We start from the raw sequence: 16,333 nt of genomic DNA on the forward strand, positions 1-16,333 counted from the left end.
CCCTTTCGGCGAGGCGGTGGTGGTGGGATTTGAACCCACGGATGAGTTGCCCCATCACACGCTTTCGAGGCGTGCGCCCTCGGCCACTAGGCGACACCACCGCGAACGAGCTTACCGGATCCGGCGAGTGGCAAAGAACCGCTTTAGGACCTCGGCGCACTCGTCGGCCAGCACACCCATGATCACTTCGGGCCGGTGGTTGAGCCTGCGGTCGCGGACCACGTCCCAGAGCGAGCCCACGGCCCCGCCCTTCTCGTCCACGGCCCCGTACACGACGCGCCCGACCCTGGCCAGCACGGCGGCTCCCGCGCACATCGTGCACGGCTCCAGCGTCACCACGAGCGTGCACCCGCTCAGCCGCCACTGCCCGCGCGCCGCGGCGGCCCGGCGCAGCGCGAGGACCTCGGCGTGGGCGGTGGGGTCGGCGGTGGACTCGCGGTCGTTGCCGGCGGCGGCGAGCGGCTCGCCGCGCTCGTCGAGCACCACCGCGCCCACGGGGATCTCGCCCCTGGCGGCGGCCGCGGCGGCCTCGGCCAGGGCCAGGCGCATGGCCTCCTCGTGCGTCACGAGCGCGAGGCGCGGGTCAGCGCAGCCGGTCGAGCTCGTCGGCGAACGACAGCCGCTCGGCGATCACCGACAGGATGTCGGCCGGCAGCAGGCCCTCCTCCATGGAGAGCTCCAGCAGCTCCTCCGAGCTCACGCCGAGGTCGCTGAGCAGCTCGAGGTCGCCCGCCGGGCGCACGCCGAGCCCGTTGTTCTCCTTGTCGGGCGCCACCCCGGCGAACTCCGCGAACAGCTCGCCGAGCTGGTCGGAGACGATGGCGTGCACGTCGGACAGGAAGACGCGGGGCTCGTCCTCGCCGCGGTAGCGCACCAGGGCGAACCACTCGTCCTCGACCTCGACGCACAGCAGGGCGAGCTCGTCGCCGCTCAGCCCCAGGGCCTCCGTCACGGCGTCGCCGAAGTCGTCGACGATCTCGGCGCCGCTCAGATCGACCTCGGCGCCGCTCCAGCCGTCAGAGGTCCGCACGAAAGCCGCAGAGAAGGTGTTGGCCGCCATGTCCGCGCTCCAGGGGGGTCAGCCGAAGACCGATTCAATGGCACGCTCGAACGGCTCGGAGAAGCCGAGCCGCGCGGCGATGCTGGACAGCACGTCTTCGGGCAACAGGTCGATGTCGCCGGAGAGGATGCCCAGCTCCATCTCGTCCAACCCGAGATCGGCGAAGATCGACAGATCTCCGGCGGGGAGCACGGTCTCCTCGTCCTGGAGGATCTCGTCGAGCTCCTCCTCGTCGGGGATCGGCACGTCGAGGTATTCGAGGACCTGGCGGGCCAGCGGGAAGTCCCAGGAGGCGGCGATGTCGGACAGGAAGACGTCCACCCGGTCGCCGAGGACCCGCAGCGCGACGAAGAACTCGTCGCCCACGGCCACGAGCCCGATCGTGCCGCTCTCGCTCGGCTGCTGCCTGAGCGCCTGGATCAGCCCCTGCAGGTCGGACGTGAGCGCCACGGGCAGCATCTCCGCGTGCCACACGTCGTCCTCGCGATAGATCACGATGGCGAAGTCGAGGGCATCGTCGTCCGTCATCGCCATCCCCACCCGATCTCTGACACGACAGGTCTCACCAGCACCCAATCGTTCCAGAACCGGGCACCCGCCGTGTGCCTCTCCGACCAAATTGTGATCAAAACCAAAACCGCGAGGTGCTGGCAGGTCTCCCAGGAGATACCGTTGTCCCTCATGGAAACCCTCGTCGTCGACCATCCGCTCGTGGCCCACAAGCTCACCGCGCTGCGTGATGCCGGCACCGACTCGCCGACCTTCCGCAGGCTCGCCGACGAGCTCGTGACCCTGCTCGCCTACGAGGCCACGCGCGACGTGCGGGTCACCGACGTCACGGTCCGCACGCCCGTGTCCGAGGCGCACGGGGTGCGCCTGGCCAAGCCGTACCCGCTGGTCGTGCCCATCCTGCGGGCCGGGCTCGGCATGCTCGACGGCATGACGCGGCTGCTGCCCACGGCCGAGGTCGGCTTCCTCGGGATGATCCGCAACGAGTCCACGCTCCAGGCGGAGACGTACGCCACGCGCCTGCCCGACGACCTGTCCGGGCGGCAGTGCTTCGTGGTCGACCCGATGCTCGCCACCGGCGGCACGCTGGCGGCGGCCGTGCAGTTCCTCTTCGACCGGGGAGCCGTCGACGTCACGGCCCTCTGCCTGCTGGCCGCCCCCGAGGGCCTGGCCTACATGGACAAGGTGTTCGCCAACTCCGGCAAGCCCATCCGGGTCGTCACCGCCGCCCTCGACGAGCGGCTCAACGAGAACGGCTACATCGTCCCCGGCCTCGGCGACGCAGGCGACCGCCTCTACGGCGTGGTCTGACCCCTCGCCCCGCGGGTCCTTGGACCGGTCCTGACCGCACGGGAAGATCCGTTTACCGTCACGCCCAGTCGTCGCTTCGTTACATACTGTGGTTGAGTGGGTACGAAGAGAACGGAAGGCAAACTTCCGCATGCGCGTGGGGGAGCACGATGAGCGACATGCCGGCAGCCGAGGTGTCCTCGTGAACGAGCACACCGAGGCCGATCCGACTCCGTACGCGGAGGTCGAGGCGGTGCTGCGCGACGAGTTCGCGGGCGTCCACTCGGCGGCGACGGTGACGCGCTGCGTCGAGGCGGCGCACTACGGCGCGCTGGAGGTCACCGGCTACGCGCATCCCAGCCTCGTCGAGCGCATCGCGCGCAAGCATCTTCACGTGCTGGCTCTCGTGGCCAGCGAGCGGGGCTAAAGCAAGATCGGAACTAACCTGCCAACTCATCTTTACCCGGGCACCCGGGTGGGTAATGTATACGGCGGGTGGAGTGGGTAAGTGGCACGGAGGCGACGGTGCAGGTCAAAAAAGTCCTGACATACGGTGGTATCGCATTTGTCGCGTACTACCTCTTGGCCCGACCAGCAGACGCCGCTGACGCGGTGAAGGGGGCGTTCGACACGGTGTTCAACGCGGCCGACTCGCTGGCCCAATTCGTGAACAGCCTCTCATGAGACTGGTGACCCACGGGGACTCCGCCCCGGCGTCGGTCAACCGCTACCTCCTCCCCCACGAACAACAAGTCCTCATGGTGCGGCGCCATCCTGCCATCCTGCTCCGGCCGGTCGCCGAGGTCTTCGGCGGCCTGATCGTCGCCGGGCTGCTCAGCAAATTCTTCGGCGGCACGGAGGCGGGCGGCACGGCGCTCGTCGTCGTGTGGTGGCTGTGGCTCCTGCTGCTGATCCGGTTCGTCTGGAAAGTCGCGGAGTGGTCGGTCGACTACTTTGTGGTGACGTCAAAGCGAATGTTGCTCACCACAGGTCTGATCACGCGCAAGGTCGCGATGATGCCCTTGGGCAAGGTCACCGACATGAGCTTCCAGAGATCACTGCTCGGGCGCATGCTCGGTTACGGTGAGTTCATCCTGGAGTCCGCAGGTCAGGACCAGGCTCTGTCAACGGTCGAGTACATTCCGTATCCGGAGACGCTCTACCTCGAGGTCTGTCAGATGCTTTTCCCCAGCAAGGACGACAGCGACGATTAATCTCCGCGCGGCAAATTCTTCACACGGGGATACCAGATTCGGCTACTTCATGCAATCATTGCGTGTTGTTGACCCTTCCCCGCCCTGAGAGATGAGATGCCGAGTCAGGGAACCATCGGTGACCGCGTCCGTGGATTGCGGCTGAACAGGCGGATGTCGCAGGCCCAGCTGGCCGGACCCGACCTGTCTGACAGTTATGTCTCGCTCATCGAGTCGGGTAAGCGCACGCCGACTCCCGTCGTCGCCCGGCTGCTGGCCGAGCGGCTCGGATGCACCACCGAGTTCCTCCTTCACGGGATCGAGCCTCGGCAGCGCATCGACACCGAGCTCGGGCTGCGGCACGCCGAGCTAGAGCTCCAGCACGGCGACCCGGTCGTCGCCGCCGACCGCTTCACGGAGATCGTGAAGGCGGCCGACGAGGAGAACGCCATGCTCACGGCGCAGGCCCGCTTCGGCCGGGCCCGGGCGCTGGAGGCGCAGGGCCGTCTCGGCCAGGCGGTGGAGGCGTTCGAGCGGCTGCGCCGGGAGGCCGCGGCGCACCCGGAGCGGCTGGCCGACCTGCCGCTCACCATCGCGCTGAGCCGCTGCTACCAGCGGGCCGGCGACCGGCTGCGCGCCTGCGACCTGGCCGCGTACGCCCTGCGGCAGGCCGAGCGGCTCAACGTCGCCGAGGGCGAGATCGCGATCGACCTGGCCACGGCGCTCGTCGAGGCGCGCGGCGAGAACGACGGCGACTCCCCCGAGCTGGCCTACGTCAAGAAGGTCCTCGACACCGTCGGCGTATCCCCGGTTGTGGACCGTTCCGGAGAGATCCGGTCGCTGTGGGAGGCGAGCACGGCCGCCGCGGCGGGCGAGGACTCCGCGCTGGCGGTCCGGCTGGCCGACGACGCGATCATGGCGGGCCGGGAGTCCCGGCTGGCGCTGCAGCTCGCCCGGGCGGCCACGCACTGGGCGCGCATGGCGACGGCGCCGGTCGAGGAGGCCGAGCGGCTGGTCGCGGCGGCGTCCGCGGTCTTCGCCGCCTTCCCCGCGGCGACCGCCGAGTACGCCGAGAGCCTGGTCGTGCACGCCCGCGTGCGGATGCGCTCGGGCGACTCGGTGCGCGCGGCCGAGCTGGCGAGCCAGGCCCTGGGGCTGGCGGTCGAGGGCTCGGCCGGCACCGCGGCCGCCGAGGCGCGCCTGGTGCTCGCCACGGTGGCGCTGGAGCTGGGCGGCAGCGCCGAGTCCGATCTCGCGGCGGCGCAGCGGCTGCTGTCCTCGCTGGAGCGGCCGGTGTACGGCACCGACCGGCCGGCCGCGCGGTGCTGGCGCGAGCTGGGCGACCTCCATGGCCGGGTGGGGGCCGTGGCACAGCAGACGGCCGCGTATCGTAAAGCCCTCGAAGCCGCGGGGGTCCGCTCGGCGATGGCGGGGGTGACGGCCGACGCCACCGTGTCCCGCTGAACCTCCGGGAGCTCCAGATTTGGCTTTTTCAGTCTGGAATAATTAGGGTCTACCAGTCATTGACTCATAGGATGACTGGTTTCCCCGGAGGAGGCGGACTGTGAGTCTGCGTACGGCGCAGCGGGCTTCGCTCGTCGACCAGGTGATCGATCAGCTCAAGGAGCAGATCACTTCAGGGTCGTGGCCGATGAACGGCAAGATCCCGACCGAGACCGTGCTGGCCGAGCAGCTCGGGGTCGGACGCAACACCGTTCGCGAGGCCGTGCGCGCGCTCACCCACGCCGGGCTGCTGGAGTGCCGCCAGGGCGACGGCACCTACGTCCGGGCCACGAGCGAGCTGTCCGGCGCAATGCTGCGCCGGCTCCGCCAGGCCGAGCAGCTGGAGATCCTGGAGGTGCGGCGCGCGCTAGAGGTCGAGTCCGCGCGCCTGGCCGCCACCCGGCGCACCGACGAGGACATCACCCGCATCGAGGCCGCGCTGGCCGAGCGGGAGCGCGCCTGGGACCTCGACGACCCCGACTACTTCGTCGAGGCCGACCTCGCCTTCCACATGGCGGTCGCGCACGCCACCCACAACCTCGTGCTGATCGACCTGTACGAGGACTTCTCGGCGGCGTTGCGGGCCAGCATCACGGCGGCCGGCACCTCGCTGAACAAGAGCTACATCCCGCACGACGCGATCGCCCGGGCCATCGCGGCCGGCGACGCGACGGCGGCCGAGCGGGCCGGCCACGCCTGCATGGAGCACATCCTCATCGCCCTCACCGACAGCGGCTCCTGACCCGCGCCAGCCCTCAGCGCCGGGCCCGGGATCACATCGTGCCTTCCTCGGCCGACACCAGGCTGTCGATGAGGTCGAAGAAGGCCCGGATGCCGGGCAGGTTGGCGCCCTTGGCGCGGGAGGCCGCGTAGTCCTCCGGCGTGCGCCACTCCACGATGTCGAGCCATTCGTCCTCGGCCATCCGGACCAGCCGGGCGTCCAGGAAGCCGGACCGGTCGGCCCGGAAGTCCGCCAGCATGCCCGGCCGGGCCGCGAGCAGGTCGGCGGCGCGCTCCGGCGCCACCCGGAATCTGGTGAGTTCCACTGTCGTCGTCATGCCTCCGACGATATAGTCAAGATCAGTGACGGTCAAGATTCGTGACTAAATGGAGGGCGTGAGATGCGCAGGAGCGAGCGCAAGCGGGAGCGGCCCGACCTCGGCATCCTGTCCAGCCGCACGCTGTTCGGCCTGCAGCGCGAGCTGTTCGCCAGGCTGAGCGAGCAGGGGCATCCGCGGGTCCGGCCGCGGCACGGGGCGGTGCTGGCGTACCTGGACGAGGAGGGCAGCCGGGCCACCGACCTGGCCGCGCAGTCGGGGCAGCACAAGCAGGTGATCGGCACGCTCGTGGACGAGCTGGTGGAGCTCGGCTACGTGGAGCGGCGCCCGGACCCGGCCGACCGCCGCGCCAAGCTCATCGTGCCGACCGAGAAGGGGCGCGACCACATGGCCCGCTCGGACGCCGTGCTGGCCGAGATGGAGGCCGAGCACGCCCGGGCGGTCGGCGAGCAGGCGTACGCGGAGTTCAAGCGCGTCTTCACGCTGGTCGCCGACCGCCAGGCCGGCTGAGCGCCGGCCCTCAGGTCTGCCGCAGGGACATGACCAGGTAGCGGAAGGACGGCTGCGCGTCGCCCGGGACATCCTGGATCAGGGCGGGGCGGGTGGGCGACTCCATGTTGATGCGGGCCAGCTCGCCCTCCATGCCCACCAGCCCGTCGAGCAGGAACTGGGACTGGAACGCGATCTGGATGTCGTCGCCGCGCAGCTCGCACGGCACCACCTCGGTGCCGCGCCCGATGTCGCCCCCGCCGGCCTGGATGAGCACCTGCCCCTGCGTGAACGACAGCCGCACCGCCGTGTTGCGCTCGGCGACCAGGGCCACGCGCTTGATCGCGTTGACGAACGGGCTCACCGCCACGTCGGCCCGGATCGACCAGTCGCTGGTGAGCCGGGCGCGATAGTCGATGAACTGCTCGTCGAGCAGGCGGACGGTGGTGCTGCGCCCGACGCTCTCGAAGCCCGCCACCCCGTCGCCCATCGCGACCGACACCTCGCCGCCGCGCAGCGACTTGGCCACCTCGACCAGCACCCGCGCCGGCACCATCGCCGAGACGGCGGCGTCGGGGGCGACCGGACGCCAGGTGAACTCGCGGGCCGCGATGCGGTAGCGGTCGGTGGCCGCCATCGCCACGGATTCGCCGTCGATGTCGACCCTGATGCCGGTGAGCATCGGCAGCGTGTCGTCGCGGCTGGCGGCCGGGGCGACCTGCCCGACGGCCGAGGCGAACACTCCCCCGCCGATCGCGCCGATGGCCGGCGGCATCGCCGGCAGCGCCGGGAAGTCCTCGACCGGCATGGTGATCAGCCCGAACTCGGCGCTGCCGCAGGTGAGCACCGCCTCGCCGCCCTCGGTGACGATCTCGACGTCGTCGGCGGGCAGGCTGCGGCTGATCTCGGCCAGCAGCCGGCCGGGGATGAGCACGCTGCCCTCCTCGGCCACGTCGGCGTCGATCGCGGCCCTGGCCGAGACGTCGTAGTCGAAGGCGGACAGGGTCAGGCCCTCGCGCGCCTCCAGCAACAGCCCGGACAGGACGGGCACCACAGGGCGGCTGGGCAGGACTCGGGCAGCCCACGCCACCGCTTCCGCCAGAACATCGCGGTTAACCCGGATTTTCACCTTTTCGCACCCCTTCGTCGCCGTGCCTCTACGAAAATAGCCGAGGCCACCGACAACCACGGGCCCCGCCGGGACGCGGGAGTCAGGTGCGGCTGTTGAGGTAGGCGAGAACGGCCAGCACCCGCCGGTTGTCGTCGTCCGACGGGGCTAGGCCGAGCTTGGCGAAGATGTTCGCGGTGTGCTTGGCGACGGCGCTCTCGCTCAGGTAGAGCCGCTGCGAGATGGCCGCGTTCGAGCGGCCCTCCGCCATGGCCTCCAGCACCTCGCGCTCGCGCGGCGTGAGCGCGGCCAGCGGCTCGTGCCGGGCGTTGCTGGCCAGCAGCTTGGCGATGACCTCCGGATCCATCGCGGTGCCGCCGGCGGCGACCCGGCGCACGGCGTCCACGAACTGCTCGGCGTTGAAGACGCGGTCCTTCAGCAGGTAGCCGATGCCGCCCGAGCCGTCGGCCAGCAGCTCGCGCGCGTAGAGCTGCTCGACGTGCTGCGACAGCACCAGGATCGGCAGGCCGGGCACGGACGTGCGGGCCGCCAGCGCGGCCTGCAGGCCCTCGTCGGTGAACGTGGGCGGCAGCCGCACGTCCACGATCGACACGTCGGGCCGCAGCTCCAGCAGCCCCTTCAGCAGCTCGGGCCCGCTCTCCACCGCCCCCACGACGGTGAAGCCGTGCGCCTGCAGCAGGTGCACCAGGCCGTCCCTGAGCAGGTAGAGGTCCTCGGCGATGAGCACGTTCATGAGCACCAGGGCTTGGTCGGGGTGGCCTCGACCATCCAGCGGTCCCGGTTGTGCACCGCCGGGATGCGGATGGCCATGATGTGCATGGTGAGCCCGAGCGCGATCATCGCGATGATCATCGGCCACTGCCAGGGGCCGGGCAGGTGGAGGGCCAGGAACCAGGTCTTCTCCTGCACCCCGAAGATCTTGAAGATGGCCGCCACGAACCCCTGCGGGAACGTCGGGCACCAGGCGGTCGCCCACAGCGCGCCGACCAGGATCAGCTTGCCGCGCGGCAGCTTCGGCAGGCCGCTCGCCCAGTGCTCGGGCAGCACTCTCGGCAGGTGCATGGTGACCGTGGTGGGGCCGCCGGGCGGGCTGTTCAGCGCGAGCACGCCGTCGAAGGCGGCCAGCCGCCGCTCGATGCCGGCCAGGCCGCTGCCCTTGGCCGGGTCGGCGCCGCCGAGGCCGTCGTCGGTGACCGTGATGCGGAGGTCGGAGTCCCGGGTGCTGATGTCGACGGTGGCGGAGCCGGCGTCGCCGTGCCGCGCCGCGTTGGACAGCAGCTCGCTGACGGCGAAGTAGGCCGCGGCCTCCACCGGCGGCTCGGGGCGGTCCGGCAGGTCCACGGTCACGCTCACCTGCAGGGGGCTGTCCATGGCGAGGGCGCGCACGGCGTCGCCGAGCCCGCGCTCGGCCAGCACCGGCGGGTGGATGCCGCGGATCACCCGGCGCAGCTCGGTCAGCGTCTCCGAGGACGCCTCCCTGGCCTTGGCCAGCAGCGCCTTGGCCGCCGCCGGGTCGTCCTCCACGAGCTGCTCGACCGCGCCGAGCGTCATGCCGATGGCCACCAGCCGCGCCTGCGTGCCGTCGTGCAGGTCGCGCTCGATGCGGCGCATCTCGGCCGCCTGGGAGTCGGTCGCCAGGTTACGGGTGCGCTTGAGGTGGGTGACCTGGTTGGCCAGGCGGCTGTTGGCGGTCGCGCCGAGCAGCAGGTCGCTCCACAGCGCGTACAGGCGCAGGCCCTGGCTCGGGAGCAGCAGGAACACCGGCACCAGGGTCAGCTTCACCATCGGGTCCAGCAGCAGCCACAGGTCGTCGCGCCAGGTGGCGGGGTCGGTGATCAGCCACTTCCAGCGGTCGTTCCAGGCGGGGACGCGCGGGGTCTTGTAGAGGGTGCGGTCGTAGCGGTAGAGGCCGTCCGCCTGGGGCACCGGGGGCGGCGGCTTCGGCAGGTACGGGGCCTCGATGGCGAGCCCCGTCCAGCGCCGCATGAGCTCCCGGTTGAGCTCGGCGAGCCGCCGTACCAGGCGGACCTGCGGCGGGAAGAGGAACACCATCCCGAGCGCCACCGACAACACCAGCATCACCACGGACACGACGACCAGCGGCGTCTCGACGACGACCAGCCCGAGCAACGCCGCGATCCGGCCGAACCTCCTGAGCATGTCCTCCAGTCTGCGCCAACAGCGACCTTCGGGTCACTGCACCTAGATACACCCTTGCCGGGCATCCAGCCGGATTCTCCGGCGAAGGCGGCGTTCCTACCGTCGGAGTCATGAAAATCATCGAGGTCAGGAACCTGCGCAAGCGGTATCCGAACCACGTGGCGGTGGACGACGTGTCGTTCGACGTCGCCGAGGGCGAGATCTTCGGCATCCTCGGCCCCAACGGCGCCGGCAAGACCACCACGGTGGAATGCGTCGCGGGCCTCCGCGCCCCCGACGGCGGCTCGATCCGGGTGACCGGGCTCGACCCCGCCAAGGACCGCGACGAGCTGCGTGAGGTGCTCGGCATGCAGCTCCAGAGCGCCAACCTGCCGGAGAAGATCAAGGTGTGGGAGGCCCTGGACCTCTACGCCTCCTTCTACTCGCAGCCGGCCGACTGGAACGAGCTGCTGGAGCGGGTCGGACTCGGCCACAAGCGGCACACGACGTTCAAGAAGCTCTCCGGCGGCCAGCGCCAGCGGCTGTCGGTGGCGCTGGCGCTGGTCGGCCGGCCCCGGGTGGCCGTGCTCGACGAGCTGACCACCGGCCTCGACCCGCAGGCCCGGCGCGACACCTGGGAGCTGATCGAGCAGGTCCGCGGCTCGGGGGTGACGATCGTGCTGGTCACCCACTTCATGGAGGAGGCCGAGCGGCTCTGCGACCGGCTCGCGCTCATCGACGCCGGCAAGGTCGTCGCCACCGACACGCCCGCCGGGCTGATCGCGCAGGTGAGCGGCGAGCAGCGGGTACGGTTCCGCCCCTCCGCGCCGGTCGCGGACGAGGTGCTGCTGGCCCTGCCCGAGGTGCGCGACGTCACGCGGAGCGGCGGCCAGGTCGTGGTCAGCGGCACCGGCAACCTCGCGCCCGCCGTCACCCTCGCCCTCGCGGGGCACCAGATCGTCCCCGGGGACCTGCGCATCGAGCAGGCCACGCTGGACGACGCGTTCCTCGCGCTCACCGGAAGGAAGCTGTCATGAGGAAGATGCTGCTCGTGGAGTCCAAGCTCTACCTGCGCGACTGGACGTCGCTGGCCTTCTCCGTCGCGCTGCCGGTCGCGCTGCTGATCGTGCTGGGGATGAGCATCCCGTCCATGACCGAGGCCGACGCCACCGGCGAGCGGTACGTGGACGCCCAGTGGCCGAGCCTCATGACCCTGCTCGCGCTGCTCACGCTGGTGTGCAACATCCTTCCCGCGGTGCTGACCACGTACCGCGAGCAGGGGGTGCTGCGGCGGATGTCCACCACGCCGGTGAGCCCGGCGCGGCTGCTGACCGTGCAGCTGCTCATCAACCTGGTCGTCGCGACGGTGGCCACGGCCGTCCTCGTCGTCGGCGCCATGCTGGTCTTCGGCGCCTCGGCGCCGAAGCAGTGGCCGGGCTTCGTGCTGGTGTTCCTGCTGGGGACGGCGGCGCTGATGTCGATCGGGCTGGTCATCGCCGCGCTCGCGCCCAACGGCAAGGCGGCGCCCGGGATCGGGTCGCTGGTCATGTTCCCGCTGATGTTCGTGGCGGGCATGTGGATCCCGCGCCAGGCCATGCCGGACGCCCTCCGCACGGTGAGCGACTACTCCGTGGCCGGGCCGTTCGCCCAGGCGCTCAGGGACACCTGGGCGGGCCACGCGCCGCAGCCGCTGCACCTGATCGTGATGGCCGCCGGGCTGGTGATCTTCGGCGGGCTCGCGGTGCGGTTGTTCCGGTGGGAGTGAACCCGGTGGAGCCGAGGTCACCGGCGCGCCCAGACGGGGGCCGCGCCGGTGACGTTGCACATGAGGGAGTACAGCGAGGAGGCCGCGGCGATGAACATGCGGTTGCGCTTCAGGCCGCCGAAGACCAGGTTGGCGGCGTGCTCGGGCAGCTTGAGCCGGCCGATCAGGGTGCCGTCGGGGTCGTAGCAGTGCACCGCCTTGTCCGCCACGGCCCACACGCGGCCCGTGTCGTCGAGGCGCAGGCCGTCGAAGCCGTCCTTCTCGCCGCCCTCGGCGAACACCTTCCCGCCCGCCAGCGTCCCGTCCTCGCCCACCTCGAACACCCTGAGGTGCCGGCGGCGGGTGTCGGCGACGTAGAGCAGGCTCTCGTCCAGCGAGAACGCCAGGCCGTTGGGCCGCTCGAAGTCGTCGGCCACGATCCGCACCTCGCCGGTCACCGGGTCGGCGCGGTAGACGTGGCAGCCGTCGATCTCCTGCTCGGCGGCCACGCCCTCGTAGTTGCTGGTGATCCCGTACGGGGGGTCGGTGAACCAGACGGAGCCGTCGGAGTGGACCACCGCGTCGTTCGGGCTGTTGAGGCGCCTGCCCTGCCAGCGGTCGGCGATGACGGTGATCGAGCCGTCGGGCTCGGTGCGGGTTACGCGGCGGCCGCCCTGCTCGCAGGAGATCAGCCGGCCCTGGCGGTCGAGGGTGTTGCCGTTGACGTAGCCGGCCGGCTGCCGGAAGGGCCCGACCGCGCCGGTCATCTCGTCCCAGCGCAGCATGCGGTCGTTCGGGATGTCGCTCCACACGAGGAAGCGGCCGGCGGGGAAGTACACGGGGCCCTCGCCCCAGCGGGTGCCGGTGTGAAGGACCTCGGTGCGGTAGTCGCCGCCGATGCCGGCGGCCCGGTCGTCGAGCACCTCGAACTGCGTGGGGATCGTGTCCGTCATGGCGACCACCCTACGAAGGCGGCGGGCCGGGATGAAGACGTCCGGGGCCAGGAACCTCAAGTAAACTTCCGGTATGACCAAGGTCGCCTGGAACACCAAGGAGCTCACGGTCGGGCAGCTCGCCGAGCGCAGCGGCGTCGCCGTCTCGGCCCTGCACTTCTACGAGGCCAAGGGCCTGATCAGGAGCCGGCGCACGGCCGGCAATCAGCGCCGCTACAGCCGTGACAGCCTGCGCAGGGTCGCCTTCATCCGGCTGGCGCAGCGCCTCGGCATCCCGCTCAAGACCATCAAGGACGCCCTGGCCGAGCTGCCGGACGAGCGCACCCCCACCCGCGCCGACTGGGCCCGGCTGTCGGCCGCCTGGCGCGCCGAGCTGGACGACCGCATCCTGCAGCTCCAGCGGCTGCGCGACGACCTGACCGACTGCATCGGCTGCGGCTGCCTGTCGCTGGACCTGTGTCCCGTGGCCAACCCGCACGACCGGCTGGGCGACGAGGGGCCGGGCGCGCGGCGCATCGACACCCGGCTGTGCCCGCCGCCGCAGGACTGCTGCGGGCCCGTCGCGGGCCAGGAGCTCAGCGCGTAACGGCCTGGGGCTCAGCGCGTAGCGGCCGGGAGCTCAGCGCGTAGCTGCCTGGGGCGGTGGCGGCACGATGAGCGTGGGCCGGTGCGCGTGGTGCAGCACGTGGTTGGAGACGCTGCCCAGCAGCACCGACCGCACCCCGGCCAGGCCCCGCGAGCCCGTCACGATCAGCGAGGCGTCCAGCTCGTCGGCGACGTCCACGATCGTCTTCCAGACCGACTCGTTGTCGGCCACGGCCCGGTAGGTGACGTCCGCGAGCCCGGACGCGGCGGCCAGCTCCGCGCCCTCCTTGGCGCTGGCCTCGGCCTGCGCCTGGGCCTCGTTCTCGACGTCGGCCGAGAGCACGCCCGCCGCCAGCGGATACTTGCGGAGCTGCACGAGCAGCGGCTCCCACACGGTGAGGACGACGGTGGGCTCGGCGGCGAGGTGCTTGGCGGCGAACTCGATGGCGGTGCGCGAGTCGGCCGAGCCGTCGTAGGCGACCAGGATGGTCATGGCGTGCTTCCCTTCGCTTCGGTCATTCGCTAGAGCACCGGGATGATCACGTCCATTCCGCCGTCCTTTGTCTCCTTTGTCACACTCGCCTGCGGGCCGGGGTCAGTGCTGGGCCATGTCCACGAACCGGCTGTAGTGACCCTGGAAGGCCACGGTCACCGTCGCCGTGGGGCCGTTACGGTGCTTGGCCACGATCAGGTCGGCCTCGCCCGCCCGCGGCGACTCCCGCTCGTAGGCGTCCTCGCGGTGCAGCAGGATGACCATGTCGGCGTCCTGCTCGATGGAGTTGTGGACGCTGATCCCGTTGGCCACGAAGTTGTGGGTGCCGAGGACGGTGGCGTCGTAGACCGGCTGTTCGCCGAGGCTCTCGACGGAGGCGACCTCGTCCCAGAACACGTCGTTCGTGGCCAGCATCTCCATCTGGGCGTGGTCCAGGATGGCCGCCACCCGCCCCAGCCGTGCCCGGCCGGGCTCGCGCGTCCGGATCGTGCTCCCGCGGAACCGGGTGCCCTGCTCCGTCAACACGCTGCGGACGTCGTCCCAGACCTCACCCGGGACCGTGGCGAGACTGGCGCCGGCCTTGGCGGCCCGGAGCGCCGGCAGGCAGCGCGCGGCCTGCTCGGCCCGTTCGCCGTGCACCCCCACCTCGCTCAGGAACCGGAGCTGATTCTCCGACCCGTGGATGTGGAGGCGGTAGTGACCCTTCCGCGCCACCTCGACGCGCGTCATCACGTTGAACCGAAGCAGCAGCCGCGCCACGTCGTCGACCAGCCGGCGGCTCGTGGCGGAGTAGGAGATCTGCGACCGCTCGGTCTTCTCGTCCCACCACACGCTTCCGCCGGTCGCCCACAGGTGCCGGAGGAACAGGGCCAGCTGCGCCTTCGGCAGGGCGAACACCCCGTCCGGGACGAACCGCTCGTGGCCGCGGACGTCTCCGATCAGGCGCGCCAGCAGGATCACCTCCGCCTCCGGCCACTCCTCGAGATTGCGCGGAGCGGGGACGTGACGGGGGACGGCGAGGCGCGCGCCGGGGGCGAGCTCCCCCAGGGGACGCCAGCCCTCGTAGGTCAGGAAGGGGTGGTTGGCCGTCGCCTTGATCTCCCTGCCGGACCTGAGCCGCAGCAGGAAGACCTCCTTCGTGCCGCTGGGGAACACGTGCGTCATCGTGCGCGGGACGAGCCGCAGCCGCTCGTCCAGCGACCACACCGGGATGTCGCGCGCGCCGGACTGCAGCAGCTCGCCCAGCGACACCTCCGCCCCCGTGTCGGCCCGCAGCACGCGGGTGTCGGCGGTGAGGCAGCCCGACTCGCGCAGGTCGCTGACCTGGGGGCGCTTGTCGGTGCGCTGCTCGGGGCCTCGGTTGAGCTGGGAGATCGCGATGACCGGCACCTCCAGCTCCTTGGCGAGCAGCTTGATGGCACGGGAGATCTCCGACACCTCGTTCTGGCGGCTCTCGGTCTTCTTCGGCGAGCTCATCAGCTGGAGGTAGTCGATGACCACGAACCTGAGGTCGTTGCGCTGCTTCAGGCGGCGGCACTTGGCGCGGATCTCCATCATCGACATGTTGGGCGAGTCGTCGATGAACAGCGGGGCCTCGGCGACCTCGCTCATGCGCCGGGCGAGGCGGGTCCAGTCGTCGTCGCTCATCATGCCGGAGCGCATGGCGTGCAGCGCGACCCGCGCCTCGGCGGACAGCAGACGCATGGTGATCTCGTTGCGCGACATCTCCAGGGAGAAGATGACGGTGGTCATGCCGTTCTTGATCGCCGCGGAACGGGCGAAGTCGAGGCCGAGGGTGCTCTTGCCGATCGCGGGGCGGGCCGCGACGACGATCATCTGGCCCGGGTGCAGGCCGTTGGTGAGCTGGTCGAGGTCGGCGAAGCCGGTGGGGACGCCGACCATCTGGCCGCCGCGGCTGCCGATCGCCTCCAGCTCGTCGAGGGCGCCGGGCATGATGTCGGCCAGCGGCGCGTAGTCCTCGGACGTGCGGCGCTCGGTGACCTTGTAGATCTCGGCCTGGGCGCGGTCGACGAGGTCGTCGACCTCCTCGTTCTGGCCGCCGTAGCCGTAGGAGACGATGCGGGTGCCGGCCTCGATGAGGCGGCGCAGGATGGCCTGCTCGCGGACGATCTTGGCGTAGTAGCCGGCGTTGGCGGCGGTGGGGACGACGGCGGTCAGCGTGTGGAGGTAGGCGGCGCCGCCGACCCGCGCCATCTCGCCGCGTTTCTGCAGCTCGTCGAAGACGGTGACGGCGTCGGCGGGCTCGCCGCGGCCGTAGAGGTCGGTGATGACCTCGTAGACCATCTGGTGGGCCGGGCGGTAGAAGTCGTCGGCGCGGATGATCTCGACGACGTCGGCGATGGCGTCCTTCGACAGCAGCATGCCGCCGAGGACGGACTGCTCCGCCTCGATGTTGTGCGGCGGCGTGCGCTCGAAACCTGGGCCCGCCGGGACCTCTTCGTCAATGCTCACCGCGCCCCCTCGAACAGCCGTGCAGGCGGTCGCACCACCCCCACTTGTAGTCGACCGGTCTGACAGTTTCGCGGACGCGGCGGCCGGACGCCAACGTGGCCTGTGGACAACCCTGTGGTCAACCTGTGCATGACGGCCCCGAACATGTGAAAGGCCTGTGGACGACGCCTGGGGATAACTTCTGGGACGTCCGACAATCATGAAGCTGACCTGCGG

20 protein-coding genes and 1 tRNA gene are annotated in these 16,333 nt (G+C 70.8%); 10 read left to right on the forward strand and 11 right to left on the reverse strand.

The features are described 5' to 3' along the window. Positions 1 to 14: 14 nt before the first annotated feature. From MF672_RS10285 to MF672_RS10300, 4 genes are all read right to left on the reverse strand, one after another. A tRNA-Ser gene (locus tag MF672_RS10285) sits at positions 15 to 101 on the reverse strand. A gap of 10 nt (positions 102 to 111) precedes the next feature. Further along, on the reverse strand, positions 112 to 567 hold the full coding sequence (tadA, locus tag MF672_RS10290; protein ID WP_302893185.1) for a tRNA adenosine(34) deaminase TadA: 456 nt from the start codon (positions 565 to 567) through the stop codon (positions 112 to 114). 16 nt (positions 568 to 583) lie between these two features. Continuing rightward, positions 584 to 1,030: a tRNA adenosine deaminase-associated protein gene (locus tag MF672_RS10295; protein WP_242374545.1), complete on the reverse strand. Its 447-nt coding sequence runs from the start codon at positions 1,028 to 1,030 to the stop codon at positions 584 to 586. A gap of 48 nt (positions 1,031 to 1,078) precedes the next feature. After that, positions 1,079 to 1,594 (reverse strand): tRNA adenosine deaminase-associated protein, encoded by a 516-nt coding sequence (locus MF672_RS10300; RefSeq protein WP_407654717.1) that lies wholly within the window; start codon positions 1,592 to 1,594, stop codon positions 1,079 to 1,081. A gap of 147 nt (positions 1,595 to 1,741) precedes the next feature. Here MF672_RS10300 and upp point away from each other — a divergent pair, with 147 nt between their 5' ends. From upp to MF672_RS10330, 6 genes are all read left to right on the forward strand, one after another. Further along, positions 1,742 to 2,380: a uracil phosphoribosyltransferase gene (gene upp / locus MF672_RS10305; RefSeq protein ID WP_242374547.1), complete on the forward strand. Its 639-nt coding sequence runs from the start codon at positions 1,742 to 1,744 to the stop codon at positions 2,378 to 2,380. Between the two features lie 181 nt (positions 2,381 to 2,561). Further along, positions 2,562 to 2,786, forward strand: coding sequence for a hypothetical protein (locus tag MF672_RS10310; protein WP_242374548.1), 225 nt, complete (start codon positions 2,562 to 2,564; stop codon positions 2,784 to 2,786). A 98-nt stretch (positions 2,787 to 2,884) separates the two neighbouring features. After that, positions 2,885 to 3,043: a hypothetical protein gene (locus MF672_RS10315; RefSeq protein WP_242374549.1), complete on the forward strand. Its 159-nt coding sequence runs from the start codon at positions 2,885 to 2,887 to the stop codon at positions 3,041 to 3,043. Then, positions 3,040 to 3,573: a PH domain-containing protein gene (locus tag MF672_RS10320; RefSeq protein ID WP_242374550.1), complete on the forward strand. Its 534-nt coding sequence runs from the start codon at positions 3,040 to 3,042 to the stop codon at positions 3,571 to 3,573. Before MF672_RS10315 ends, MF672_RS10320 begins: the two co-directional genes overlap by 4 nt. Before the next feature lie 96 nt (positions 3,574 to 3,669). Continuing rightward, positions 3,670 to 5,016: a helix-turn-helix domain-containing protein gene (locus tag MF672_RS10325; protein WP_302893187.1), complete on the forward strand. Its 1,347-nt coding sequence runs from the start codon at positions 3,670 to 3,672 to the stop codon at positions 5,014 to 5,016. Positions 5,017 to 5,116: 100 nt separating this feature from the next. Next, positions 5,117 to 5,797, forward strand: a complete 681-nt coding sequence (locus tag MF672_RS10330) for a FadR/GntR family transcriptional regulator (RefSeq protein WP_242374552.1) — start codon at positions 5,117 to 5,119, stop codon at positions 5,795 to 5,797. A 31-nt stretch (positions 5,798 to 5,828) separates the two neighbouring features. Here MF672_RS10330 and MF672_RS10335 read toward each other — a convergent pair whose 3' ends face one another. Further along, positions 5,829 to 6,113 (reverse strand): antibiotic biosynthesis monooxygenase, encoded by a 285-nt coding sequence (locus MF672_RS10335; RefSeq protein ID WP_242374553.1) that lies wholly within the window; start codon positions 6,111 to 6,113, stop codon positions 5,829 to 5,831. Between the two features lie 63 nt (positions 6,114 to 6,176). On the opposite strand from MF672_RS10335, the gene MF672_RS10340 reads away from it, so the two are divergent. After that, positions 6,177 to 6,623 (forward strand): MarR family winged helix-turn-helix transcriptional regulator, encoded by a 447-nt coding sequence (locus MF672_RS10340; protein WP_242374555.1) that lies wholly within the window; start codon positions 6,177 to 6,179, stop codon positions 6,621 to 6,623. A 10-nt stretch (positions 6,624 to 6,633) separates the two neighbouring features. Here MF672_RS10340 and dnaN read toward each other — a convergent pair whose 3' ends face one another. From dnaN to MF672_RS10355, 3 genes are all read right to left on the reverse strand, one after another. Continuing rightward, positions 6,634 to 7,731 (reverse strand): DNA polymerase III subunit beta, encoded by a 1,098-nt coding sequence (dnaN, locus tag MF672_RS10345; protein ID WP_242374556.1) that lies wholly within the window; start codon positions 7,729 to 7,731, stop codon positions 6,634 to 6,636. 82 nt (positions 7,732 to 7,813) lie between these two features. After that, on the reverse strand, positions 7,814 to 8,464 hold the full coding sequence (locus MF672_RS10350; protein WP_242374557.1) for a LuxR C-terminal-related transcriptional regulator: 651 nt from the start codon (positions 8,462 to 8,464) through the stop codon (positions 7,814 to 7,816). Further along, the gene (locus tag MF672_RS10355) at positions 8,461 to 9,891 is read right to left on the reverse strand and encodes a sensor histidine kinase (RefSeq protein ID WP_242374558.1); all 1,431 of its coding nucleotides are present in this window, start codon (positions 9,889 to 9,891) and stop codon (positions 8,461 to 8,463) included. Before MF672_RS10355 ends, MF672_RS10350 begins: the two co-directional genes overlap by 4 nt. A gap of 110 nt (positions 9,892 to 10,001) precedes the next feature. Between MF672_RS10355 and MF672_RS10360 the strand changes: the two genes are divergently transcribed. Together MF672_RS10360 and MF672_RS10365 are read left to right on the forward strand one after the other, a co-directional pair. Continuing rightward, positions 10,002 to 10,907: an ABC transporter ATP-binding protein gene (locus MF672_RS10360; protein WP_242374559.1), complete on the forward strand. Its 906-nt coding sequence runs from the start codon at positions 10,002 to 10,004 to the stop codon at positions 10,905 to 10,907. Further along, complete coding sequence (locus MF672_RS10365) at positions 10,904 to 11,635, forward strand: ABC transporter permease (RefSeq protein ID WP_242374561.1); 732 nt, start codon at positions 10,904 to 10,906, stop codon at positions 11,633 to 11,635. Before MF672_RS10360 ends, MF672_RS10365 begins: the two co-directional genes overlap by 4 nt. Before the next feature lie 17 nt (positions 11,636 to 11,652). Here MF672_RS10365 and MF672_RS10370 read toward each other — a convergent pair whose 3' ends face one another. After that, the gene (locus MF672_RS10370; RefSeq protein WP_242374562.1) at positions 11,653 to 12,567 is read right to left on the reverse strand and encodes an SMP-30/gluconolactonase/LRE family protein; all 915 of its coding nucleotides are present in this window, start codon (positions 12,565 to 12,567) and stop codon (positions 11,653 to 11,655) included. A gap of 73 nt (positions 12,568 to 12,640) precedes the next feature. Between MF672_RS10370 and soxR the strand changes: the two genes are divergently transcribed. Next, positions 12,641 to 13,153 (forward strand): redox-sensitive transcriptional activator SoxR, encoded by a 513-nt coding sequence (gene soxR, locus MF672_RS10375; protein WP_242374563.1) that lies wholly within the window; start codon positions 12,641 to 12,643, stop codon positions 13,151 to 13,153. A gap of 33 nt (positions 13,154 to 13,186) precedes the next feature. Here the strand turns inward: soxR and MF672_RS10380 are convergent, their stop codons facing one another. Next, positions 13,187 to 13,645, reverse strand: a complete 459-nt coding sequence (locus MF672_RS10380; RefSeq protein WP_242374564.1) for a universal stress protein — start codon at positions 13,643 to 13,645, stop codon at positions 13,187 to 13,189. 102 nt (positions 13,646 to 13,747) lie between these two features. After that, a complete protein-coding gene (locus MF672_RS10385; protein WP_242374566.1) occupies positions 13,748 to 16,117 on the reverse strand; it encodes a replicative DNA helicase in 2,370 nt (789 codons plus the stop codon). Positions 16,118 to 16,333: the final 216 nt, after the last annotated feature.

Origin of the sequence: Actinomadura luzonensis (assembly GCF_022664455.2) — a bacterium.
Classification (GTDB): Bacteria; Actinomycetota; Actinomycetes; order Streptosporangiales; family Streptosporangiaceae; genus Nonomuraea; species Nonomuraea luzonensis.